This is a genomic window from Pseudomonas sp. LFM046, from assembly GCF_000949385.2.
In the GTDB taxonomy this organism is placed as follows: domain Bacteria; phylum Pseudomonadota; class Gammaproteobacteria; order Pseudomonadales; family Pseudomonadaceae; genus Metapseudomonas.
In genome coordinates this window covers 5,889,783-5,912,440 of the sequence record NZ_JYKO02000001.1, presented here as the reverse complement: position 1 = coordinate 5,912,440, position 22,658 = coordinate 5,889,783, and the positions used below count along the sequence as shown (strand labels likewise).

The window sequence follows — 22,658 nt, the reverse complement described above, 5'->3', positions numbered from 1 at the left end:
TGGCTCAGCAATCGCAAATAAACTCTCGAATTCACGAGTGTTACTTGTGATGCTGATAATCAGTTGACTATCAGTCTTACCTCACAAGCACCCACACGAATTGCTTGATTCAGTTGTTAAAGAGCGTTTCGATCAAGTCTTTCGTCTCAACCGAGGCCGCGCATTCTACGCTAGCCGTTCTTGCTGTCAAGCTGTTTTTCGAAATTTTCGTTTCTACTCAACCGCTTGCGCTTCCGATCCGATTCACTCTTCTCGTCAGCGGGAGGCGCATTCTACAGCGTTCAAACTCGCTGTCAACCGCCTCTTTTCGACTTCGCTCGCCCTGGGCGAACTGACTGAAGCCGAACCTTCCAGCGCCCCCACCATCAACTTAACTCGTTGATTATCAAGGAGTTTTGCTTGGCGACTGCGCCGGAAGTGGGGCGCATTATAGGGATGCAAAATCTGCCGTCAACGCCTTTTTTGAAATTATCTTCAAAGGCGTTTCCGTACCTATATAGAAGGGCTAGATAACTTCCGACTTGCGCAGGACTTCCACCTGTTCCGCCGCCAGGCCCAATACGCGCGCCAGCACGGCCTGGGTGTGCTCGCCGAGCAGGGGCGGCGGCATGCGGTACTCCACCGGGGTGTCGGAGAGGCGCAAGGGACTGGCCACCTGCGGCACAACGCCAGCCAAAGGATGCTCCAACTCGACCCGCAGCCCGCGCGCCTGCACCTGGGGATCGGCGAAGACTGCCGCCAGGTCGTTGATCGGCCCGCAAGGCACGCCCACTTCTTCCAATGCACTCACCCATTCGGCGGTGGTCTTGAAGACCGTTGCCTGGCGAATCATGGGGATCAGCTCGGCGCGATGTGCCACCCGCGCCTTATTGGTTGAAAAACGCGGGTCGTCCGCCCACTCCCGATGACCGGCGACCTCGCAAAACTTGCGGAACTGGCTGTCGTTACCCACGGTGAGGATGAAATCACCATCCGCGGTGGGGAAATCCTGGTACGGCACGATGTTCGGATGGGCGTTGCCCAGGCGCCGCGGCGGATTGCCCGTGGTCAGGTAGTTCATCGCCTGGTTGGCCAGGCACGCCACCTGCACGTCCAGCAGCGCCATGTCGATGTGCTGCCCCTTGCCGGTGAGTTCCCGGGAAGCCAGCGCAGCCAGCATGGCGACGGAAGAATAAAGACCCGTAAGGATGTCAGTCAGCGCCACCCCCACCTTCACAGGTCCGGCACCTTCTTCCTGGTCCGAGCGCCCGGTGATGCTCATCAACCCACCCAGGCCCTGGATCATGAAGTCGTAGCCCGCACGCTTGGCGTAGGGGCCGAACTGGCCGAAGCCGGTAATGGAGCAATAGATAAGGCGCGGGTTGATGGCTTTCAGCGACGCGTAGTCCAGCCCATAGGCCGCCAGCCCGCCGACCTTGAAATTCTCGATGAGGATGTCGGACTTCGCCGCCAGTTCACGGACCAGCTTCTGGCCTTCAGGACGGGTGAAGTCGATGGTCACCGACTGCTTGTTGCGATTGGCGGAAAGGAAGTACGCCGCCTCGCTGGTATCCCGGCCATCGGCACCCTTGAGGAAGGGCGGCCCCCAGGCGCGGGTGTCGTCGCCGGAGCCCGGCCGTTCGACCTTGATGACCTCGGCCCCCAGGTCCGCGAGGATCTGTCCGGACCAGGGGCCGGCCAGCACGCGGGAGAGGTCGAGCACACGGATATGGGAGAGAGCGCCAGCCATGGGATCACCTGGGTTCGCAATGGGACGCGGGCCTCTCTCCTATCTATATAGAAGAGAGGCCCGCCCGAGGATCAGAAGAACGCCTGGATGCCGGTCTGGGCACGGCCCAGGATCAGCGCATGGACGTCGTGGGTACCCTCGTAGGTGTTCACCACTTCCAGGTTGACCAGGTGGCGGGCCACGCCGAACTCGTCGGAGATGCCGTTGCCGCCCATCATGTCGCGCGCCACGCGGGCGATATCCAGCGCCTTGCCGCAGGAATTGCGCTTCATGATCGAGGTGATTTCCACCGCGGCGGTGCCTTCATCCTTCATCCGGCCCAGGCGCAGGCAGCCTTGCAGGGCCAGGGTGATCTCGGTCTGCATGTCGGCCAGCTTCTTCTGGATCAACTGGTTGGCGGCCAGCGGACGGCCGAACTGGTTGCGGTCCAGCACGTACTGGCGCGCGGTGTGCCAGCAGTACTCGGCGGCACCCAGGGCGCCCCAGGAAATGCCGTAACGGGCAGAGTTCAGGCAAGTGAACGGGCCGCGCAGGCCACGGACGTCCGGGAAAGCGTTCTCTTCCGGCACGAACACGTTGTCCATCACGATCTCACCGGTGATGGACGCACGCAGGCCGACCTTGCCGTGGATGGTCGGTGCGGACAGGCCCTGCCAGCCCTTTTCGAGGATGAAGCCACGGATCTCGCCGGCATCGTCCTTGGCCCAGACCACGAAGACGTCAGCGATCGGGCTGTTAGTGATCCACATCTTGGCGCCGCTCAGGCGGTAGCCGCCGTCGACCTTCTTGGCGCGGGTGATCATCGAGCCCGGGTCAGAGCCGTGGTTTGGCTCGGTCAGGCCGAAGCAGCCGATCCACTCGCCGCTGGCCAGCTTGGGCAGGTACTTCTGTTTCTGGGCTTCGGAGCCGAATTCGTTGATCGGCACCATCACCAGGGAGGACTGCACGCTCATCATCGAGCGATAGCCGGAGTCGACACGCTCCACTTCACGGGCGATCAGGCCGTAGCACACATAGTTGAGGCCACTGCCGCCGTACTCGGCGGGGATGGTGGCGCCCAGCAGGCCCACTTCACCCATCTCGCGGAAGATCGCCGGATCGGTCTGCTCATGGCGGAAAGCTTCCAGCACGCGCGGAGCCAGCTTGTCCTGGGCGAATTGCTGGGCGCTGTCGCGCACCATGCGCTCTTCTTCGGTGAGCTGCTGGTCCAGCAGCAGCGGGTCGATCCAGTTGAAGCTTGCTTTGGCAGCCATGGGAGTGTCCTCGGTAAGCAAAGTTCGAAAGGGGCCGGGCCATCTCAGTGCCCTGCCTTATTAGTGTTGGATCATCCTAGACAGCCTAGGCCGGATCGGGCAAACGAGGAATTCGCATGCTGTTGTGCTAATTTCTCACTCCGAAAAGCCAAATGCCCTGATTTTCAGCCATTACTTGTGAGACTGAGGTACAGCATGCGTCGGAAGATCCCCAGTACCGCCGCCCTGGTCGCCTTCGAGTCCGCCGCTCGCCACCAGAGTTTCACCAAGGCGGCCGAAGAACTGGCGCTGACCCAGAGCGCCATCTGCCGACAGATCGCCGGACTCGAGGAGTTCCTCGGCCTGGAACTGTTCCGTCGCTCCCGGCGCGGGGTGAAGCTGACCGAAGCAGGCCTGGCCTATTCCCGCCGCATCGCCGCCCAACTGGACGCCGTGGAACGCGACACCCTGGCGGTGATGGGGCAGCAGGGCGCGATGACGGTGGAACTGGCGATCGTTCCCACCTTCGGCACCCAATGGCTGCTGCCCCGGCTGAAGGACTTCCAGCGCCTGCACCCGGAAGTGACGGTCAACCTGACCAACCGCACCCGCCCGTTCCTGTTTGCCGACACCGATTTCGACGCCGCCCTCTACTTCGGCGATGCCGAATGGTCCGGCACCCGCGCCGACTTCCTGATGCACGAGCACTCGGTCCCGGTCTGCAGCCCGGCGCTGCTGGAGGGACGCGCAAGCCTGGATGCCAACGCCATCGCCCGGCTGCCCCTGCTGCAGCAGACCACCCGCCCCTATGCCTGGCGCCAGTGGTTCAACTCGCTGGGCATGAACGTCGCCCGCGACCTCGGCGGCCCGCGCTACGAACTCTTCTCCATGCTCGCCCAGGCCGCCATGCACGAGATGGGCGTGGCGCTGATCCCGCCCTTCCTGATCCAGCGCGAGCTGGCCGACGGCCGCCTGGTCATCGCCCACCCCCACAGCTTCCGCAGCGACAAGGCGTATTACCTGATCATCCCCGAGCGCAAGCTGGAATCGGCCGCCCTGGGCGCCTTCCGCGACTGGCTGGTGGACGCCGCGCGCCAGTACCGCGTCGAAGCAGGCCTCGACTGACCTTGTAACCCCCGGTAGCAACCCTGCCCGGCACCACGACTCACCACCTGGCTTGAAGCCGCTTCCCGGGCCACTTCCGGCGACCGGATCACCCACTCGGGTGATAGGTGAAATCGCCCGTTCAGGCAGTTATGGCGCCAGATTCCGCTGATTAGCATGAAGCCTCCCAAGACCCGCTCTGGAGAGCCGCATGACAACAAGAACAATGCGCGGAATCTTCCGGCCGCACACGCTGGCCGCCGCCGTTGCCCTGGGTTGCACAGCCCAGGCCTCTGCCATCACGTTCAACATCGGAGAGATCGAAGCCCAGTTCGACTCCTCCCTCTCGGTCGGCGCTAGCTGGGCCGTGCGCTCACCCGACCCGGATTTCATCTCCACCGCCAGCGGCGGCGAAGCGCTTTCGCGGACGTCCGACGACGGCCGCCTGAACTTCAAGAAAGGCGAGACCTTCTCGAAGATCTTCAAGGGCATCCACGACCTGGAACTGAAATACGGCGATAGCGGCGTCTTCCTGCGCGGCAAGTACTGGTACGACTTCGAACTGAAGGACGAGCACCGGCTCTTCTATGACATCGACGACCATGACCGCAAAGAAGCCGCCAAGTCGTCCGGCGCCCAACTGCTCGATGCCTTCATCTATCACAACTACAACATTGCCGATCTGCCGGGCAGCGTCCGCGTCGGCAAGCAGGTGGTGAGCTGGGGCGAGAGCACTTTCATCGGCAACAGCATCAACTCGATCAACCCGATCGATGTCGCAGCCTTCCGCCGTCCAGGCGCCGAGATCAAGGAAGGCCTGATCCCGGTAAACATGATCTACCTGTCCCAGAGCGTGACCGACAACCTGTCGGCCGAGGCCTTCTACCAGCTGGAATGGGACCAGACCGTGGTGGATAACTGCGGCACCTTCTTCTCCACCTCGGACGTGGTCGCCGACGGCTGCACCGACCGTCTGGTGGTCGCCGGCCCGGACCTGCCGCCCGGTCAGTCGAACAATACCGGTCCGGCAACTGGCAACAACCTGTTCATTCCCCGTGCCGGTGACCGCGATGCCCGTGACTCCGGCCAGTTCGGCGTGGCCCTGCGCTGGTTCGTGCCGGAGTTCAACGACACCGAGTTCGGCGCCTATGCCCTGAACTACCACAGCCGCAGCCCGATCTTCAGCACCATCCGCACCACGACCCCGAGCCCGGCAATCATTCCCGGCGCCCCCGGCGCACGCTACTTCATCGAATACCCTGAAGACATCCGCCTCTACGGCCTGAGCTTCCAGACCAACGTCGAAGGCACTTCCGTGGCGGGCGAAGTCAGCTTCCGCCCCAACATGCCGCTGCAGATCAACAGTACCGACCTATCCTTCGCCGCCCTCGGGGTGCCGAACTCGCCGGTCTTCGAGAGCGGCCACGCCCTCAACCGCGCTGGCGCCGACTTGCACGGCTACCAGCGCAAGCCGGTCACCCAGGCCCAGGTCACCGCCACCCAGTTCATCGACCAGGTGATGGGTGCCAGCCGCCTGACCCTGGTGGGCGAAGTCGGCTACAACCACATCGGCGGCCTCGACGACGACGTGGGTGAACTGCGTTTCGGCCGCGATCCCATCTACGGCCCCGGTCAATTGTCCTCCCAGGCGGTGTGCCTGGCGCTCACCGCTGCCAGCCCGGCGCAGCGCGAATGCAACGACAACGGTTTCTACACCAGCAGCTCCTGGGGCTACCGCGCCCGCGCCAGCCTGGAGTACCCCAACGTCTTCGCCGGCATCAACCTGACCCCGAACCTGGCCTGGTCCCACGACGTTGACGGCTACGGCCCCAACTTCAACGAAGGCTCCAAGGCCGTCAGCGTCGGCCTCAACGCCGAATACCAGAACACCTACACCGCCAGCCTCAGCTACACCGACTTCTTCGGCGGCCACTTCAACACCACCACTGACCGCGACTTCGTCGCCCTCAGCTTCGGCCTCAACTTCTGACCGCAAGGACTCCCAGAATGAACAAGAGAAGAATCCTGCAAGGTGGCGTCCTGGCCCTCAGCCTGCTCGCCGCGAACGTCATGGCCGCCGTCACCCAGGAGGAGGCCGCCCAGCTCGGCACCAGCCTCACCCCGCTGGGGGCGGAGAAACTCGGCAACGCCGATGGCAGCATCCCGGCCTGGACCGGCGGCCTGCCGACCAACGCCGCTCCGGTGGATTCCAACGGCTTCCTCGGCAACCCCTACGCCAGCGAGCAACCGCTGTTCACCATCACCGCCGCCAATGCCGAGCAGTACAAGGACAAGCTGTCCCCCGGCCAGATGGCGTTGTTCAAGCGCTACGCCAGTACCTACAAGATCCCGGTCTACCCCAGCCACCGCAGCGCCGCCGCACCCCAGGCCGTCTACGACGCCGCGAAGCAGAGCGCCCTCGGCACCCAGCCGGTGGATGGCGGCAATGGCCTGTCCAACTTCGCCGAAAGCCACTACTACGCCTTCCCCATTCCCAAGGACGGCGTCCAGGTGCTCTGGAACCACATCACCCGCTACCGCGGTGGCAACGCCCGGCGCCTGGTGGTCCAGGCCACGCCCCAGACCAACGGTTCCTTCACGCCGGTGCAATTCGAGGACGAGGTCGCCTTCCCGGCGGACATGGACCAGCTGGACAAGGAAAAGTCGTCCAACGTGCTGCTCTACTTCAAGCAGCGGGTCCTGGCACCCTCGCGTCTGGCCGGTAACGTGCTGCTGGTCCACGAGACCATCGACCAGGTGAAGGAGCCGCGCCTGGCCTGGCTCTACAACGCCGGTCAGCGCCGCGTGCGCCGCGCCCCCCAGGTGGCCTATGACGGCCCCGGCACCGCCGCCGACGGCCTGCGCACCTCCGACAACTTCGACATGTTCTCCGGCGCCCCGGACCGTTACGACTGGAAGCTGGTGGGCAAGAAGGAGATGTACATCCCCTACAACAGCTACAAGCTGGAATCGCCTGCGCTCAAGTACAAGGACATCATCCAGCCCGGTCACATCAACCAGGACCTGACCCGCTACGAGCTGCACCGGGTCTGGGAAGTGGTCGCCACCCTCAAGCCCAACGAGCGCCACATCTATGCCAAGCGCCACTACTTCATCGATGAAGACAGCTGGCAAATCGCCTATGCGGACCACTACGACGGCCGCGGCCAGCTCTGGCGCGTCGGCGAAGGCCATGCCAGCTACCACTACCAGCGCCAGGTCAGCTCCTACGCGGTGGAGACGCTCTACGACCTCATCGCCGGGCGCTACATCGCCCTGGGGATGAAGAACGAAGAGAAGCACGGCATCGAGTTCGGTTTCGCCGCCAACGGCGTCGACTACACCCCGGCCGCGCTGCGCAACGCAGGCATTCGCTGACCCCTCCGGGCGCCCCGCACTGGGGCGCCCTTCTTCTTATCAATCCCCTGCTTCCTGATAACGCCTCATCAACGCCGTCCATGCTGCTTCAAGCTCGCCTGGCAGGCCTCTAGGCTGCGAGCGACCGGTTCACCCATAACAACAAATCCGCGAGAACCGCCCCATGCCTCTGCTCGGCCAGCCCCTGCACGTAGTTTCGTCTCGCATGCCGCGCCTGCCGCCAGCCCATGTCCCGCGTCCGGGTCTGGCCGAACGCCTGGCCATCCAGGACACCCGGCTGCGTCTGCTGTGCGCCCCGGCCGGCTTCGGCAAGAGCGTGCTGCTCAATGAATTCCTCCGCAGCCGGGCCGAATCCGGCCAGGTGCTCTGGCTCAACCTGGCCGGGCAGCCGCTGACCCCGGAACAGTTGCTCGCCCTGGTCGCCGCCGAACTTGGCCAGAGCATCCCCTCGCTGCCCGCGGCCCAGGCCCTGCAACAACTACTGGGGCAGCGGGACCAACGGATCTGGCTGGTGCTGGACGACTATCCCGGCCAGGCGCCTGCGGATCTCGACGACTGCGTCGACCAACTCCTCGCCCGCGCCCTGCCCGAACTTCGCATCCTCGCCAGCGTGCGCCAGCGCCCGGCGTGGAACCTGCCACGCCTGTTGCTGGCCGGTGAACTGCTGGAACTCGACGCCACCCAATTGGCCCTCGACCGCCAGCAGCACAACCACTTGGTGGACTTGCTGGCGCCGCAGACCAGCGCCGCCCAGCGCGAGGAACTCTGGCAGGAAACCGAAGGCTGGTGCGCGGGCGTGCGCCTGCACCTTTCCACCAAGGCCGCCTCCAATTCCAGCGGCAAGCATTGCTGGCTGAAGGAATACCTGGACCACGAACTGCTCAACCGCCTGAGCCCGGAAGAAGCCAACTGCCTGTTCGCCCTGGCCCACCTGCCCAAGGTTTCCGCCGGCCTTTGCCAGCACCTCTGGGAAGACAGCGACGGTGCGGGACTCTTCGAGCGCCTGCTGGCGCGCCAGGCTTTCTGCATGCCGCTGGACGAACACGGCACCTGGTACCGGGTCTTGCCCGCCGTGGCGCGCGCCCTGCGCCACCGCATCAGCGAAGCGGCGGCCACCCGGCTGCACCTCAGCGCCTGCCGCATGTTCATCGGCGCCGGCCAGGTGGAAGACGCCATCGAGCAGGCCCTCTGCGCCGGTCAGCAAGAGGTTGCGGCCAACTACCTGGAACGCCTCGGCCAGGAATGGCTGACCGGCGAACAGCACCTGGCCCACCTGCTGGCCTGGCGTACCCGTCTGCCTGCCGCCCTGCTGGAAAGCACACCGCGCCTGCTCAGTCTCAACGCCTGGGGCCTGCTGATTTCCTGGCGTCTGGACGAAGCCGAAGCCTGCATCGCCAAGCTCGGTCACTTCCTCCCGCAGCCCAGCGCCCAGCGCAACCGCAAGCTGCTGGCCAACTGGCAGGCGCTGCACGGTGTACTCGGGGCCCTGCGCAGCCAGGCAGTGGAAAATGTCCAACTGCATTGCCGCGAAGCCCTGGAACACCTCCCCGAGCACGACTGGATGCCTATCCTGTTCTGCCATTCCAGCCTGGCGCGGATGGCCATGGCCTGCGGTGTCGCGGAACAGGTCACGCCGCACCTGCACAAGGGCCTGGAAATCGCCCGCCGCCAGGGCAGCCTGCTGTTCGAAGTGCTGATCAACCTCGACCGCATTCGCCTGCTGATCCTGCGTGGCGAATTCGCCCGGGCGCAGACGCTGCTCGACCAGAGCTTCTCGCTGATCGGCCAGCGCAAGCAGGTGGACAGCCTGATGCTTGGCCGCCTGCACTTGATTCAGGCCGAACTGCACCTGATCGCCGACCGTCTGGAGGATGCCGAGCGCGCCCTGCAGACCGGTCTCGGGCAGGCGCAGGATTGCCTCGATCCCTTTGCCCTCCACGGATTCCTCGGCCTGGCCGAACTTCGCGCCCGACGTGGCCAGTTCGACCTGGCTTTCCAGGAACTGCGCGAGGCCGAGCGGCAGATGCACTGCCGACAGGTCTGGCGCTACACCTACAGCGGCGTGCTGAACCTGCAAGGCATGCGCGTACTGGCCCGCCAGGGCCGCTGGGATCGTATCGAACCGGTGGCCCTGCGCATCCAGCGCTACTTTGTCGGCGAGCACGCCTGGATGGCGCCCCTGGATTACCCCACCCTGCCCCTGCGCAATCAGCTCCTGCTGGCGCGCGCCTACCTCGGCTCCGGCCGCGCTGAACAGGCCGCCGCCATGCTCGAGGACCTGCTGGAGCGCTGCCAGGTCCTGCAGTTCATTCCGCTCGGCTGCGAAGTACGTCTGGCCCTGGCCGCCACCTGGCGCCAGCTCGGCCGGGCCGACGCCGCCCAATTGGAGCGTCAGGTCCTGGAACAGGCCGAACGCCTCGGCCTGCATTGCCTGCTGCGCGACCACCCACGCAGCGACGGCACGGCCGGTACCGAGGGCGACCAGGCCAGCCTGCTCAGTCAGCGCGAGCGCGCCGTGCTGCAACTGCTGGCCGAAGGCTTCTCCAATCAGGAAATCGGCAGCTACCTGTTCATCTCGGTGAACACGGTGAAAACCCACACCAAGAAGATCAACAGCAAGCTCGGGGTGAAGCGCCGCACCCAGGCGGTGATGCGCGCCAAGACACTGGGATTGCTGGTCTAGGTCCGCCAGCTCGTAGCGCTCCTCGCATCCGCCAGTGCGGGTGGAAATCCACCTCGTGGATCTCCCCCCTGCGCACATTTCGCCTGGCAAACCCCCGAAGCCCTGACAAAAATTCGCTCTTGCGACATCGTCCATTCCCATTACGGCAGCCGCGACAAATTGGCGCAGCCCGCGAGGCGACTGGCTTGCATGCGAACTACGCTTCCCCTCACCTATCGGCCGAAATCTCTATCTTGACCCTGTAGTCAGATATTCACAAAAGCTACAGAACGCCCATTTTCCGCAGCCTTATGGCAACTATTAAAAAGTCTTACTAACAGTGCGCCAGCCATTAACGGCAGGATGTCACGTACCGAAAGCCTGTACTGGCGCTACTTTGATGGATAGTCATTCAACCTGGGGATGGAGACCGGCACCGGATTCCTCGGTGAAGGCTCGCCGCCACCAGCGATGACGGGGCCTGGAACGGAAGCCAGGGACAGCAAGTCAAATCGTGACTTGTAGTTATTGTATCGTTTTACTCCAGAACTGCTTGAAGCAGTTGAGGTTCCGATTGCAGAATGCCGCGCCACCAGGTTTCGGCTGTTGCGATACCAGGCTGTTGAAAGGCGGATCCGCCTCGCCAGAGCACCATCCGCAGTGCACTGGTTCACCAGATCGATCACGCAGGAGATTTGAAGTGCACATCGGTGTTCCTCTCGAAAGCCATGCTGGCGAGACGCGGGTTGCCGCGACGCCCGAAACCATCAAGAAGCTGGTGAGCCAAGGCCACCGGGTGACGGTGCAAAGCGGGGCTGGCGTCAGCGCCTGCATCCCGGACAGTGCCTATGAGGCCGTTGGCGCCACCATTGGCAACGACGCCGCTGCCTTCGGCGCCGACCTGGTGCTGAAAGTGGTTGCCCCGACCGAGAGCGAGCTGGCGCACATGCGCGCCGGTGCCGTACTGGTCGGCATGCTCAACCCCTTCAGCAACGAAGTCATCGCGCGCATGAACGCCCGCGGCATCACTGCCTTCGCCCTCGAAGCGGCGCCGCGCACCTCCCGCGCCCAGAGCCTCGACGTGCTGTCGTCCCAGGCCAACATCGCCGGCTACAAGGCTGTGCTGCTGGCGGCTCACCACTACCCGCGCTTCATGCCGATGCTGATGACCGCCGCCGGCACCGTAAAGGCCGCGCGCATCCTCATCCTCGGCGCCGGCGTCGCCGGTCTGCAGGCCATCGCCACCGCCAAGCGCCTGGGTGCCGTGATCGAGGCCTCTGATGTGCGTCCTGCCGTGAAAGAGCAGATCGAATCCCTCGGCGCCAAGTTCGTCGACGTGCCCTTCGAGACCGATGAAGAGCGCGAATGCGCCCAGGGCGTCGGCGGCTACGCCCGCCCGATGCCGGCCTCCTGGATGGAGCGCCAGGCCAAGGCCGTGCACGAGCGCGCCAAGCAGTCCGACATCGTCATCACCACCGCGCTGATCCCGGGCCGCAAGGCGCCGACCCTGCTGCACGAAGCCACCGTCGCCGAAATGAAGCCGGGCTCCGTGGTCATCGACCTCGCCGCGTCCCAGGGCGGCAACTGCCCGCTGACCGAAGCGGACCAAGTGGTGATCAAGCACGGCGTGACCATCGTCGGCCACAGCAACCTGGCGGCCCTGGTGCCGGCGGACGCCTCGGCCCTCTATGCGCGCAACCTGCTGGATTTCCTCAAGCTGATCATCGACAAGGACGGCCAGCTCACCATCAACCTCGAAGACGACATCGTCGCCGCATGCCTGATGTGCCGCGACGGCAATGTCGTGCGTAGCAACGGCGCTCCCGCCGCGACCGCTGCTCCGCAAAAAGTGAACGCATAAGGATAGAGACCATGGACCTGATTTCCGACGGCATCTACAACCTGATCATCTTCGTGCTGGCCATCTACGTCGGCTACCACGTGGTGTGGAACGTCACCCCGGCCCTGCACACCCCGCTGATGGCCGTGACCAACGCCATCTCGGCCATCGTGATCGTCGGCGCCATGCTGGCCGCCGCCCTCACCGTCACCCCGCTGGGCAAGGCCATGGGCACCCTGGCGGTGGCACTGGCCGCGGTGAACGTCTTCGGTGGCTTCCTGGTCACCCGTCGCATGCTGGAAATGTTCAAGAAGAAAGCGCCGAAAGCGCAGGCGGAGAAGCACTGACCATGAGCATGAACCTGATCACCCTTCTCTACCTTGTCGCCTCGGTGTGCTTCATCCAGGCACTCAAGGGTCTGTCGCACCCGACCTCGTCCCGTCGCGGCAACCTGTTCGGCATGGTCGGCATGGCCATCGCCGTGGTCACCACCATCAGCCTCATCTATAAGCTGGGCGCGGACCTCGCCACCCAGGGCATCGGCTACGTGATCGTCGGCCTGCTGATCGGCGGTACCGCCGGTTCGATCATGGCCAAGCGCGTCGAAATGACCAAGATGCCGGAGCTGGTGGCCTTCATGCACAGCATGATCGGTCTGGCTGCGGTGTTCATCGCCATCGCCGCCGTGGTCGAGCCGCAGTCCCTGGGCATCGTTGCCGCCCTGGGCGACGCCATCCCGGCGGGCAACCGCCTGGAACTGTTCCTCGGCGCAGCCATCGGTGCCGTCACCTTCTCCGGTTCGGTGATCGCCTTCGGCAAGCTGTCGGGCAAGTACAAGTTCCGCCTGTTCCAGGGTGCCCCGGTGCAGTTCGCCGGCCAGCACAAGCTGAACCTGCTGGTGGGCCTGGGCATCGTCGCCCTCGGCCTGTACTTCACCTTCACCGGCAACATCGGCGCCTTCGCCCTGCTGGTGGCCCTGGCCTTCGTCATCGGCGTGCTGATCATCATCCCGATCGGCGGCGCTGACATGCCGGTGGTGGTGTCCATGCTGAACAGCTACTCGGGCTGGGCGGCGGCCGGTATCGGCTTCTCGCTGAACAACTCGATGCTGATCGTCGCCGGCTCCCTGGTGGGCTCCTCCGGTGCGATCCTGTCGTACATCATGTGCAAGGCGATGAACCGCTCCTTCTTCAACGTCATCCTCGGCGGCTTCGGTGCCGAAGCTGATGCCGGCGCCTCGGGTGGCAGCAAGGAACAGCGTCCGGTGAAGTCCGGCTCGTCCGACGACGCCGCCTTCCTGCTGACCAACGCCGACAGCGTGATCATCGTCCCCGGCTACGGCCTGGCGGTGGCACGCGCCCAGCACGCGCTGATGGAACTGTCGGAGAAGCTGAGCCATCGCGGCGTCAACGTGAAGTACGCGATCCACCCGGTGGCAGGCCGTATGCCCGGTCACATGAACGTCCTGCTGGCCGAGGCCGAAGTGCCCTACGAGCAGGTGTTCGAGATGGAGGACATCAACTCCGAGTTCGGCCAGGCCGACGTGGTGCTGGTATTGGGCGCCAACGACGTGGTGAACCCGGCGGCGAAGAACGATCCGAAGTCGCCGATTGCCGGCATGCCGATCCTGGAAGCCTTCAAGGCCAAGACCATCATCGTGAACAAGCGCTCCATGGCCAGCGGCTACGCCGGCCTGGACAACGAACTGTTCTACATGGACAAGACCATGATGGTGTTCGGCGACGCCAAGAAGGTGATCGAGGACATGGTGAAAGCAGTGGATTGATCCCTGCCCTGATCCAGCGAAGACCCCGGCCTTGTGCCGGGGCTTTTGTTTACGCCTTCGCCTGCACGGGCATCTTGTGTTGTAGGGGCGAATGAATTCGCCCCTACAGAAGAGCAATCCACGCCCTCCCCTCCGACGAAAGGCCCTGAATAGAGCCATTTCTTCGACCTTGGTATAGAAGTCGGACGCCCCGCCAGCCCCTAGACTGCGCGCTTTCCCTCCCCGTTGTCCGAGGTTTTCCCCATGTACTCTGATCGCGTGCGCCTGCCCTCTCTGCTGGGCAAGGTGATGAGTGCGGCCGAGGCCGCTGCCCTGATCGAAGACGGCATGACCGTCGGCATGAGCGGTTTCACCCGCGCCGGCGAAGCCAAGGCCGTGCCCCAGGCACTGGCCGCGCGAGCCAAGGAGCAGCCGCTGCAGATCAGCCTGATGACCGGCGCGAGCCTGGGCAACGACCTCGACAAGCAACTCACCGAGGCCGGCGTGCTGGCCCGTCGCATGCCGTTTCAGGTGGACAGCACCCTGCGCAAGGCGATCAATGCCGGTGAAGTGATGTTCATCGACCAGCACTTGTCGGAAACCGTCGAGCAACTGCGCAACCATCAGCTCAAGCTGCCCGACATCGCCGTGATCGAAGCCGTGGCCATCACCGAGCAGGGCCACATCGTGCCGACCACCTCCGTGGGCAACTCCGCCAGCTTCGCGATCTTCGCCAAGCGCGTGATCGTCGAGATCAACCTGGCCCACAACCCCAACCTGGAAGGCCTGCACGACATCTATATCCCGACCTACCGGCCAACCCGCACGCCGATCCCGCTGACCCGCGTGGATGACCGCATCGGCGCCACCGCGATTCCGATCGATCCGGCCAAGATTGCCGCCATCGTTATCACCGAGCAGCCGGACTCCCTGTCCACCGTGCTGCCGCCGGATGGCGAGACCCAGGCTATCGCCGACCACCTGATCGCCTTCTTCAAGCGCGAAGTGGAAGCCGGTCGCATGAGCAATAACCTGGCACCGCTGCAGGCCGGTATCGGCAGCATCGCCAACGCCGTGATGTGCGGCCTGATCGAGTCGCCGTTCCAGGACCTCACCATGTACTCCGAGGTGCTGCAGGACTCCACCTTCGACCTGATCGACGCCGGCAAGCTGTCCTTTGCCTCCGGCAGCTCCGTCACCCTGTCCGCCCGCCGCAACGCCGATGTCTTCGGCAACCTGGAGCGCTACAAGGACAAGCTGGTGCTGCGTCCACAGGAGATCTCCAACCACCCCGAAGTGGTGCGGCGCCTGGGCATCATCGGCATCAACACCGCGCTGGAGTTCGACATCTACGGCAACGTCAACTCCACCCATGTGGGCGGCACCAGGATGATGAACGGCATCGGCGGCTCCGGCGACTTCGCCCGCAACGCCCACCTGGCCATCTTCGTCACCAAATCCATCGCCAAGGGCGGTGCCATTTCCAGCGTGGTGCCCATGGTCAGCCACGTGGACCACACCGAGCACGACGTGGACATCCTGGTCACCGAGCAGGGTCTGGCCGACCTGCGTGGCCTGGCCCCCCGCGAACGCGCCCGGGTGATCATCGACAACTGTGTGCATCCGGATTACCGCCAAGCGCTACAGTCGTACTTCAGTGCAGCCTGCGCCAAGGGCGGCCACACCCCGCACCTGCTCCGCGAAGCCATGTCCTGGCATATCAATCTGGAAGAAACCGGCCAAATGCTGGCCAGCTGATCCAAATCGACCAGAACAGTTATGAGCTTGTAATCAACGATTCTGACAAAGGGGTCTGAAAACAGTTTCTGAAAAATCAGAACTGTACTGTTTGAAAGCCCTGCTGTTCTTTCAATCGACAGGAAAAAATGTGGTGCTCTGGCGAATCACGAGTGATTTGCCGGAGCACCCATACAGTTGCGCAGAATTTCAGCAAAACAGTTGATAAGCATGCTAAGTATGAACAACACAATTTAGAGCAACTGTGACTACAGTCGCGGCTGTTCCGGGTAGATCATAGGCACCAGTTGATAACCAAGCCCCGTCAAAAGCGGGAAGGACCTACCGCCATGGAACGTACCCTCAGTTCCGACCTGATCTTCGAAAGCGCCGAACAATCCCCGAAAGCTTCGTGGGCCCTGCGTACCCTCTCCACCCTGCTGCTGTGGCAGCGTCGCATCGCCAGCCGTCATCAACTGGCCCTGCTCGACACTCGCCTGCTGGCCGACGCCGGTATCAGCGAAGCCCAGCGCGAAGCCGAACTGAACAAGCCCTTCTGGCGCTAAGCAGTTCGCCGGGCCAGCGGCCCGCTAGCAACACCCCAGACAGAACCCGTCGCATTCCGCGGCGGGTTTCGTCGTTTCTGGGCCCTGAAAAGCCCAAAATGCCAGCGCTGGAGCCTGCATGCTCCTCGTGTCGGGTGGGCTTCAGCCCACCAGAAACCTCGCAGACACACCATCTCGGCGCCCCACTCCGCCCCATCCAGCACAGCTGATCCAGATCAGACCAATACAGTTTCAACAATCATCGATCTGCTACAGCACAATTGAATCCGGCTGTGACTGCACAGGGTTCCCCGCGAACGGGATCATGACCCTCCATCACCCATCCCCGCGCCGCTGCGGGAAGGAAGAGCGCCATGGATCGCACACTCTCTGCCTCTGTAACTTCTGCCCGGTTCCAGCCAAGCCGCCCCCGGACCCACTGGTACCTGCGCCTGTTCGCCACCCTTGCCCTGTGGCAACGCAACGCGCGCACCCGGAACCAACTGGCGCAACTGGATGCCCGCGCCCTGGCGGATGTCGGCATCAGCCCGAGCGAGCGCTATGAAGAACTGGACAGGCCCTTCTGGCGCTGAGCCAGCACTGGCCCGTCGCGCTCGCTTTGACTAGGCTGTCCGGGCAGCCGGCAGCGCCTCTCGCGCTGCCGCTCCGGTCAGTCAAAGGAGTTACCCCATGACCTCTCTACGCCTGCTCAGCGCCGCCGCCCTGCTGGCACTCGCCACCGGCGCCTCCGCCACCAGTTTCGTGGTCACCACCGATACCGTGGTCGACGCCACTCGCGCCAGCTCGGACTCCACCTCCGACATCAGCTCCTCCTTCGACGACGACAAGATCGTGCTCGCTGCCCGTGACGATGCCGCCAGCTTCGTTGCCAGCGACGGCGATATCCGTGGCGCCCGCCTGGAAGCCGCCTTCAAGCACATCCGCACGACCCTGCCGCAACTGGCCGCCAGCGACCTGCAACTGGCCCAGGCCATCCTCGCCCTCTGACGAGGTCCCGGGCCGCGCCCTCCGCGCGGCCCATTGGGGCCTCCACGCCCCGCGCCGCCTGTTCCTCGCGGGCCCATTCCGTTAACCTTCGCGCCCTGCGCCCACGGTGAAGAACTGCCGTCGGGTAATGCCGTCCAATGCCCTAGAAATTTCCTACGGAGAGCTTCCATGCGCCGCACGCTGTCTGTCGCAGCCATCGCCCTTTCTTTCTTTGCTGGCGCCACCCAGGCCCAGACGCTGGAGGCCACCAGCAACATCATCGTCCGCGCGCTGGACCGCACTCTCGACTTCACTTCCGACACCACCACCTCCATCCGTGACATGAAAGTGGTGATGGCCGCCCGCGACGACGCCGCCAGCTTCGTGGCCAGCGCCGGCGAGATCCGTGGCGCCCAGCTGGAAGCCGCGTTCGGCGCCCTGCGCGAGCAATTCCCGGAGGCCCGCGACGCCAGCGACCAGGCCCTGGCGGAAACCATCCTCGCCCTCTGATCCCGCGAGCACCTGCCCCTGAACACCTTGCTGCGTCTGTTCTGCCTGGCCGGCCTGCTGATTGCCGGCGGCGCCCAGGCGGACCTGCGCCTGGTGCTGGATGACGAAGGCCTGACCCAGCCCCAGCGCGAGGCCAGTCAACAATTGCTGGACGAGGCCCGCGCGGCCCTGCCGCCTGCCTTCATCCAGCGCCTGGACCGCGAGGTGGAAGTCAGCTGGAGCGATGATCTGCCGGAGAACGGCTATGGCCGTGCCACCCGCTTCGACGCCCTGGTGCTGAATCGCAACCTGCTGGCCGGCTTGACCGATGGCAGCGCGGCGACACAGAAGACCACCCGCGTCCACGGCACGGTGCGCCGCGAAATGCTGGCCACCGTGCTCCATGAGCTGACCCATATCTATGACCGCGCCCGGCTCTGGTCCGCCACCGAGCGGACGCAACAGTTCCGCTGCCGCAACCAGTCCGCCAGCAACGGCCTGGTGGGCCTGCCCGGCGACTGCCGGGGCCAGACCGAGCGGCGCTTCACCCTGAGCGACGACCCGCGTCTGCTGGACCTTGCCGGCTGGCCGCAGGCGGTTGGCAAGCGCGGCCAGCGCGAAGCGGAAAACCATCAGGTGGCCCGCAGCCCGGATAGCTACGAGCTGAGCAATTCCCGCGAATTCGTCGCGGTGAACATGGAGTACTTCCTCCTTGATCCGGCCTACGCCTGCCGCCGCCCGACGCTGTACCGCTACTTCCGCGAGCATTTCGGCTGGGCTCCGGCCGAGCGCGCCAGCTGCGTCGACGGCTATCCCTACCTCAATGCCGGAAGCGACTTCGGCAAGCAGCCCCTGGGCAAGCTAGACCCCGAGCGGGTCTACGAGGTGGATTACCTGTTCGCCGAAGCCAACCAGAACTGGGTCAGCCGCTGGGGCCACAGCATGCTGCGCCTGGTGATCTGCGCACCCGGCCGCCCGCGCGGGCCGGACTGCCGCCTCGACCTCGACCAGCACCTGGTGCTCTCCTACCGCGCCTTCGTCGGCGACGTGCAGCTGTCCAGCTGGGACGGCCTCACCGGCGCCTACCCGTCGCGCCTGTTCGTGCTGCCCCTGCACCAGGTGATCGAGGAATACACCAAGGTGGAACTGCGCAGCCTCGCCTCGGTGCCCCTCAGACTCAACCGCGACGAGGTGGAGGCCCTGGTGCAACACGCCGCCGAAATACACTGGAGCTACGACGGCGATTACTGGTTCCTCTCCAACAATTGCGCGGTGGAAACCCTCAAGCTGCTACGCAGCGGCACCGACCACCCGGCCCTGCGCGACCTCGACAGCATCATGCCCAATGGCCTGCTCAAGCTGCTGGAGGGCCGTGGCATCGCCGACCACACGCCCCTGGACGATCCCAGGGAAGCCCTGCGCCTGGGCTACCGCTTCGACTCCTTCCGCGACCGCTACCAGGCCATGTTCAAGATCCTCCGGGAACGCCTGAACGTGCCCCAGGACGAGGTGGAGGACTGGCTGCAGCTTTCCGCCGAGCAGCGCCGCCCCTGGTTCGCAAAAGCCGACTTGCGCGCCAGCGCCGCCCTGCTCCTGCTGGAACAGGCCGCCCAGCGCCGCCAGTTGCTGCTGGCCCAGGACGAACTCAAGCGCAACTACCTGAGCTCACGGGAACAGGCCGGCCAGACCCGCTTCGCCAAGGCCGGCGGCACCCTTGAACAGATGCTCGCTAACAGCGGCTTCCTCAGCCGCCCAGCAGAGCTGCTGCAGGGCGGCTACGGCCTGCCCCAGAGCGCCGAATGGCAGCAGCTGGAAGCCGAAAGCAGCAGTCGCCAGCAGACCATGCGCAAGCTCAGCGACGACCTCGACCGCGAAGTGCGCAGCCTGCTGGAACCCCAGCGCCTGGCCGAGCTGAACGGCACCGAAGCCAACCTCAAGCAGATCGGCAAACACCTGCGCCAGCTGCACAAGGACGCGGGCGGGCTAGTCCTTCCGTAAAGCACGCAATGTGCGCTCCGTAGGTGGGTGCACCAACGATTCCGCACTCGGGGCCGTCGGGTTTCGCGGAGCGCTACCCAACCTACGCGAGGTCCGCCGCTTCCCCCTCAGAGCGTCTCCTCATCCTCCTCCGGCAATTGGGGATCCAGATGCAGCCAGGGAAGACGGCTCTTCACCCAGATATGCCGGTCCGCCGGGACGTTCTCCGGCTGGTCCAGGGTCGCCACCGTGATATCCAGGCTGTCCGGGGCGAGCTGGGTGAAGAACGCCAGCTGGCTGCCGCAACGGGAGCAGAAGTAACGCACGGCCTCGCTCGACGAGGCGTATTCGGCCGGCGTACCGGCGCTCCAGCGGAAGCTCGCCAGGGGCACCGTCGCCCAGGTGGTGACGATGCCGCCGCTGGTGCGTCGGCAAATGGAGCAGTGGCAATGGGCGACGTCCGTCAGAGGCGCCTCGACGGTGTAACGCAGCTGCCCGCAGTGGCAGCCGCCGGTGAGGAGTTCGGCCATGTTGATCTCCTGGACGGGTCTGATTTCACCCTAGCAGGCGGTTGCGCAGGGTCGGCGGGATCACCAAGATGTTGGCTTCCCGCTGACTGGATGTCGCCGTGCTCACCCTCTTCCAGGCCCTCTGGCCCCTCTTCGCGCTGATCGTCGGCGGCTATCTGCTGCGCCGTTGGGACTTCCCCGGTGAGGCCTTCTGGCCCTCTGCCGAACGCCTGAATTACTTCATCCTGTTCCCCGCCCTGCTGTTCAGCAGCCTGGCCACCGCGCCCCTGGACAACCCCGCCCTGCCCCGGCTGGCCATGGCGGTGTTCCTCGGGCTCGGCATCGGCTGGGCGGCGCTGTTGCTGGCGCGACGCCTGCTCGGCTGGCCGGCGGCGCGCTTCGGCGCCATCACGCAGGGCATCCTGCGCTTCAACACCTACCTGGGCCTGGCCGCCATCGGCAGCCTCTATGGCAAGGACGGACTGGCGATGGCCGCGCTGATGCTGGCGCTGATGGTGCCGACGGTGAACCTGATGTCGGTCTGGGCGCTGACCGCTGAACGCGGCGTGAGCCTGCGCGGGCTGCTGGTGCCCATTGCGAAGAACCCGCTGATCCTCGCCTGCCTGGGCGGCGCGCTGGTGAACGTCGCCGGCTTCGGCCTGCCCGGCGGAACCGATCGCCTGCTCAACCTGCTGGCGGTGGCCAGCCTCCCGCTGGGCCTGCTCTGCGTCGGTGCGGCGCTGCGGCCGCAGGAGCTGGCCGGCGAAGTGCCGGCGCTGGCCTGGAACTGCGCCCTGCGCCTGCTGGCCATGCCCGCCCTGGCTTTCGCCGTGACCCGGGTGCTGGGTCTGCCGGCCATGGAAAGCAGCATCCTCGTGCTCTTCTTCGCCCTACCCACGGCGCCTACGGCCTATGTGCTGACCCGCCAGCTCGGCGGCGACAGCCACCTGATGGCCGGCATCATCACCCTGCAGACCCTGCTCGCCGCCGGCAGCCTGCTGCTGGTCATGCGCGCCGTCACTCCCTGAAACGGCGACCGCCCGGTCGCCGTTCGTCGACAAATCCCCGCGAAATCGGCCCCGATCACCGCCGAAAGCTCGCTGAAAGGTTGGCGCCTTAGCATCCGCCCCACTGCCGGCACCAGACCGGCAATCCGACAACAACAAGATTGGTGATCGTCATGTTCCATTCCTGCTGCCATCCCGGCACCGCTCCGTCCGCTCTCCGTACGCCTTCGGCCCAGCGCTGATCGCCCTTCGCCCTACCCGAATCACGTCCGGAGAACCGCCATGCTGACTCTGCTCGGCTTCGCCATGGTCATCTGCTTCATGTACCTGATCATGACCAAGCGCCTGTCTGCCCTGATCGCTCTGATCATCGTCCCCATCGCCTTCGCCCTGATCGGCGGTTTCGCCGCGGGCATCGGCCCGATGATGCTCGAAGGCATCGGCAAGCTCGCCCCCACCGGCGTAATGCTGATGTTCGCCATCCTCTACTTCGCCATGATGATCGACTCCGGTCTGTTCGACCCGGCCGTGCGCAGGATCCTCAAGCTGGTGAAGGGTGACCCGCTGAAAGTCTCGGTGGGCACCGCGGCCCTGGCTCTGATCGTCTCCCTCGACGGTGACGGCGCCACCACCTACATGATCTGCGTCGCCGCCCTGCTGCCGCTATACAGCCGCCTGGGCATGAGCCCGCTGATCATGGCCGGCCTGATCATCCTGGCCGGCGGCATCATGAACATGACCCCCTGGGGCGGCCCCACCGCCCGCGCCGCCAGCGCCCTGCACGTCGACCCGTCGGACATCTTCGTACCGATGATCCCGGCGATGATCGTCGGTGCCATCGCCCTGTTCGGCCTCGCCTGGGCCTATGGCAAGCGCGAACGCGCGCGCCTCGGCGTGCTGCACCTGCCCGACGAGCAGATCAACCATGACGAGATCAGTGTTTCGCAGTTCCCGGAGGCCCGCCGCCCGAAGCTGATCTGGGTGAACGGCGCACTGACCGCCGCCCTGATGGTGACCCTGATCGCCGGCCTGCTGCCGCTGCCGGTGCTGTTCATGATCGCCTTCAGCCTGGCCATGATCATCAACTACCCCTGCCTGCAGCAGCAGAAGGAACGGGTCGCCGCCCATGCCGGCAACGTGCTGGCGGTAGTGGGCCTGATCTTCGCCGCCGGCATCTTCACCGGCATCCTGTCCGGTACCGGCATGGTGGAAGCCATGTCCAAGAGCCTGCTGGCGGTGATTCCGCCGTCCATGGGTCCGTACATGGCCGTGATCACGGCGGTGGTGAGCATGCCGTTCACCTTCTTCATGTCCAACGACGCATTTTATTACGGCGTATTACCGGTTCTGGCCGAGGCCGCAGGCCATTACGGCATCAGCCCGGTGGAGATGGCGCGGGCGTCTATCGTAGGCCAGCCGGTGCATCTGCTGAGTCCGCTGGTGCCCTCCACCTACCTGCTCGTGGGCCTGGCCAAGGTGGAGTTCGGCGACCACCAGCGCTTCACGTTGAAGTGGGCGGTGATGATTTGTCTGTGTATCCTCCTCGCCGCCTTGCTGCTGGGTGTGTTCCCGCTCTTCGGGTCGCACTGACAGCTACAGAAGTCGCTGAATGACACCTCGATCAAGCCGGAAACTGCGTAAGCTGTTTCCGGCTTGATCGTGCCCAATCCCTAGACCAAGAACCTCGTGAGGACCAA

18 protein-coding genes are annotated in these 22,658 nt (G+C 64.8%); 15 read left to right on the top strand and 3 right to left on the bottom strand.

Features of this window, described 5'->3' with window-relative positions; all coding sequences use genetic code 11:
- Positions 1 to 505 precede the first annotated feature (505 nt).
- Positions 506 to 1,729: a CaiB/BaiF CoA-transferase family protein gene (locus TQ98_RS27210; RefSeq protein ID WP_044873449.1), complete on the bottom strand. Its 1,224-nt coding sequence runs from the start codon at positions 1,727 to 1,729 to the stop codon at positions 506 to 508.
- Between the two features lie 71 nt (positions 1,730 to 1,800).
- Positions 1,801 to 2,982 (bottom strand): acyl-CoA dehydrogenase, encoded by a 1,182-nt coding sequence (locus TQ98_RS27205; protein ID WP_044873448.1) that lies wholly within the window; start codon positions 2,980 to 2,982, stop codon positions 1,801 to 1,803.
- A gap of 195 nt (positions 2,983 to 3,177) precedes the next feature.
- Between TQ98_RS27205 and TQ98_RS27200 the strand changes: the two genes are divergently transcribed.
- The 13 genes from TQ98_RS27200 (at position 3,178) to TQ98_RS27140 (ending at position 19,466) form a co-directional block, all read left to right on the top strand.
- On the top strand, positions 3,178 to 4,086 hold the full coding sequence (locus TQ98_RS27200) for a LysR family transcriptional regulator (RefSeq protein WP_044873447.1): 909 nt from the start codon (positions 3,178 to 3,180) through the stop codon (positions 4,084 to 4,086).
- A 190-nt stretch (positions 4,087 to 4,276) separates the two neighbouring features.
- Entirely contained in the window at positions 4,277 to 6,055 is a 1,779-nt protein-coding gene (locus TQ98_RS27195; protein WP_103103117.1) for a DUF1302 domain-containing protein, read from the top strand.
- A gap of 17 nt (positions 6,056 to 6,072) precedes the next feature.
- Positions 6,073 to 7,443, top strand: a complete 1,371-nt coding sequence (locus TQ98_RS27190; RefSeq protein ID WP_044873444.1) for a DUF1329 domain-containing protein — start codon at positions 6,073 to 6,075, stop codon at positions 7,441 to 7,443.
- Between the two features lie 163 nt (positions 7,444 to 7,606).
- Complete coding sequence (locus tag TQ98_RS27845; RefSeq protein ID WP_044873443.1) at positions 7,607 to 10,126, top strand: LuxR C-terminal-related transcriptional regulator; 2,520 nt, start codon at positions 7,607 to 7,609, stop codon at positions 10,124 to 10,126.
- Positions 10,127 to 10,805: 679 nt separating this feature from the next.
- Positions 10,806 to 11,966 carry a Re/Si-specific NAD(P)(+) transhydrogenase subunit alpha gene (locus TQ98_RS27180; protein ID WP_044873442.1) on the top strand — a complete coding sequence of 387 codons (1,161 nt, stop codon included), beginning with the start codon at positions 10,806 to 10,808 and terminating at the stop codon, positions 11,964 to 11,966.
- 11 nt (positions 11,967 to 11,977) lie between these two features.
- A complete protein-coding gene (locus TQ98_RS27175; protein WP_016490057.1) occupies positions 11,978 to 12,292 on the top strand; it encodes an NAD(P) transhydrogenase subunit alpha in 315 nt (104 codons plus the stop codon).
- 2 nt (positions 12,293 to 12,294) lie between these two features.
- Positions 12,295 to 13,731 (top strand): NAD(P)(+) transhydrogenase (Re/Si-specific) subunit beta, encoded by a 1,437-nt coding sequence (locus TQ98_RS27170; RefSeq protein WP_044873441.1) that lies wholly within the window; start codon positions 12,295 to 12,297, stop codon positions 13,729 to 13,731.
- A gap of 243 nt (positions 13,732 to 13,974) precedes the next feature.
- Complete coding sequence (locus TQ98_RS27165; RefSeq protein WP_044873440.1) at positions 13,975 to 15,468, top strand: acetyl-CoA hydrolase/transferase family protein; 1,494 nt, start codon at positions 13,975 to 13,977, stop codon at positions 15,466 to 15,468.
- 329 nt (positions 15,469 to 15,797) lie between these two features.
- Entirely contained in the window at positions 15,798 to 16,013 is a 216-nt protein-coding gene (locus TQ98_RS27160) for a DUF1127 domain-containing protein (RefSeq protein WP_044873439.1), read from the top strand.
- A 353-nt stretch (positions 16,014 to 16,366) separates the two neighbouring features.
- On the top strand, positions 16,367 to 16,585 hold the full coding sequence (locus TQ98_RS27155) for a DUF1127 domain-containing protein (protein ID WP_044873438.1): 219 nt from the start codon (positions 16,367 to 16,369) through the stop codon (positions 16,583 to 16,585).
- Positions 16,586 to 16,682: 97 nt separating this feature from the next.
- Complete coding sequence (locus TQ98_RS27150) at positions 16,683 to 17,000, top strand: DUF2388 domain-containing protein (protein WP_044873437.1); 318 nt, start codon at positions 16,683 to 16,685, stop codon at positions 16,998 to 17,000.
- 168 nt (positions 17,001 to 17,168) lie between these two features.
- Entirely contained in the window at positions 17,169 to 17,489 is a 321-nt protein-coding gene (locus TQ98_RS27145) for a DUF2388 domain-containing protein (RefSeq protein ID WP_044873436.1), read from the top strand.
- A gap of 18 nt (positions 17,490 to 17,507) precedes the next feature.
- A complete protein-coding gene (locus TQ98_RS27140) occupies positions 17,508 to 19,466 on the top strand; it encodes a DUF4105 domain-containing protein (RefSeq protein ID WP_103103116.1) in 1,959 nt (652 codons plus the stop codon).
- 107 nt (positions 19,467 to 19,573) lie between these two features.
- On the opposite strand, the gene TQ98_RS27135 is transcribed toward TQ98_RS27140, so the two are convergent.
- Positions 19,574 to 19,975 carry a GFA family protein gene (locus tag TQ98_RS27135; RefSeq protein ID WP_044873434.1) on the bottom strand — a complete coding sequence of 134 codons (402 nt, stop codon included), beginning with the start codon at positions 19,973 to 19,975 and terminating at the stop codon, positions 19,574 to 19,576.
- Positions 19,976 to 20,061: 86 nt separating this feature from the next.
- On the opposite strand from TQ98_RS27135, the gene TQ98_RS27130 reads away from it, so the two are divergent.
- Positions 20,062 to 20,982: an AEC family transporter gene (locus tag TQ98_RS27130; RefSeq protein ID WP_177410233.1), complete on the top strand. Its 921-nt coding sequence runs from the start codon at positions 20,062 to 20,064 to the stop codon at positions 20,980 to 20,982.
- A gap of 261 nt (positions 20,983 to 21,243) precedes the next feature.
- Positions 21,244 to 22,551 carry a CitMHS family transporter gene (locus TQ98_RS27125; protein ID WP_044873432.1) on the top strand — a complete coding sequence of 436 codons (1,308 nt, stop codon included), beginning with the start codon at positions 21,244 to 21,246 and terminating at the stop codon, positions 22,549 to 22,551.
- The last annotated feature ends 107 nt before the right edge of the window (positions 22,552 to 22,658 follow it).

Coding starts and splice junctions, on each gene's coding strand:
- TQ98_RS27210 (WP_044873449.1), bottom strand. CDS start 1,729: ATGGCTGGCGCTCTCTCCCATATCCGTGTGCTCGACCTCTCCCGCGTG.
- TQ98_RS27205 (WP_044873448.1), bottom strand. CDS start 2,982: ATGGCTGCCAAAGCAAGCTTCAACTGGATCGACCCGCTGCTGCTGGAC.
- TQ98_RS27200 (WP_044873447.1), top strand. CDS start 3,178: ATGCGTCGGAAGATCCCCAGTACCGCCGCCCTGGTCGCCTTCGAGTCC.
- TQ98_RS27195 (WP_103103117.1), top strand. CDS start 4,277: ATGACAACAAGAACAATGCGCGGAATCTTCCGGCCGCACACGCTGGCC.
- TQ98_RS27190 (WP_044873444.1), top strand. CDS start 6,073: ATGAACAAGAGAAGAATCCTGCAAGGTGGCGTCCTGGCCCTCAGCCTG.
- TQ98_RS27845 (WP_044873443.1), top strand. CDS start 7,607: ATGCCTCTGCTCGGCCAGCCCCTGCACGTAGTTTCGTCTCGCATGCCG.
- TQ98_RS27175 (WP_016490057.1), top strand. CDS start 11,978: ATGGACCTGATTTCCGACGGCATCTACAACCTGATCATCTTCGTGCTG.
- TQ98_RS27170 (WP_044873441.1), top strand. CDS start 12,295: ATGAGCATGAACCTGATCACCCTTCTCTACCTTGTCGCCTCGGTGTGC.
- TQ98_RS27165 (WP_044873440.1), top strand. CDS start 13,975: ATGTACTCTGATCGCGTGCGCCTGCCCTCTCTGCTGGGCAAGGTGATG.
- TQ98_RS27160 (WP_044873439.1), top strand. CDS start 15,798: ATGGAACGTACCCTCAGTTCCGACCTGATCTTCGAAAGCGCCGAACAA.
- TQ98_RS27155 (WP_044873438.1), top strand. CDS start 16,367: ATGGATCGCACACTCTCTGCCTCTGTAACTTCTGCCCGGTTCCAGCCA.
- TQ98_RS27150 (WP_044873437.1), top strand. CDS start 16,683: ATGACCTCTCTACGCCTGCTCAGCGCCGCCGCCCTGCTGGCACTCGCC.
- TQ98_RS27145 (WP_044873436.1), top strand. CDS start 17,169: ATGCGCCGCACGCTGTCTGTCGCAGCCATCGCCCTTTCTTTCTTTGCT.
- TQ98_RS27135 (WP_044873434.1), bottom strand. CDS start 19,975: ATGGCCGAACTCCTCACCGGCGGCTGCCACTGCGGGCAGCTGCGTTAC.
- TQ98_RS27125 (WP_044873432.1), top strand. CDS start 21,244: ATGCTGACTCTGCTCGGCTTCGCCATGGTCATCTGCTTCATGTACCTG.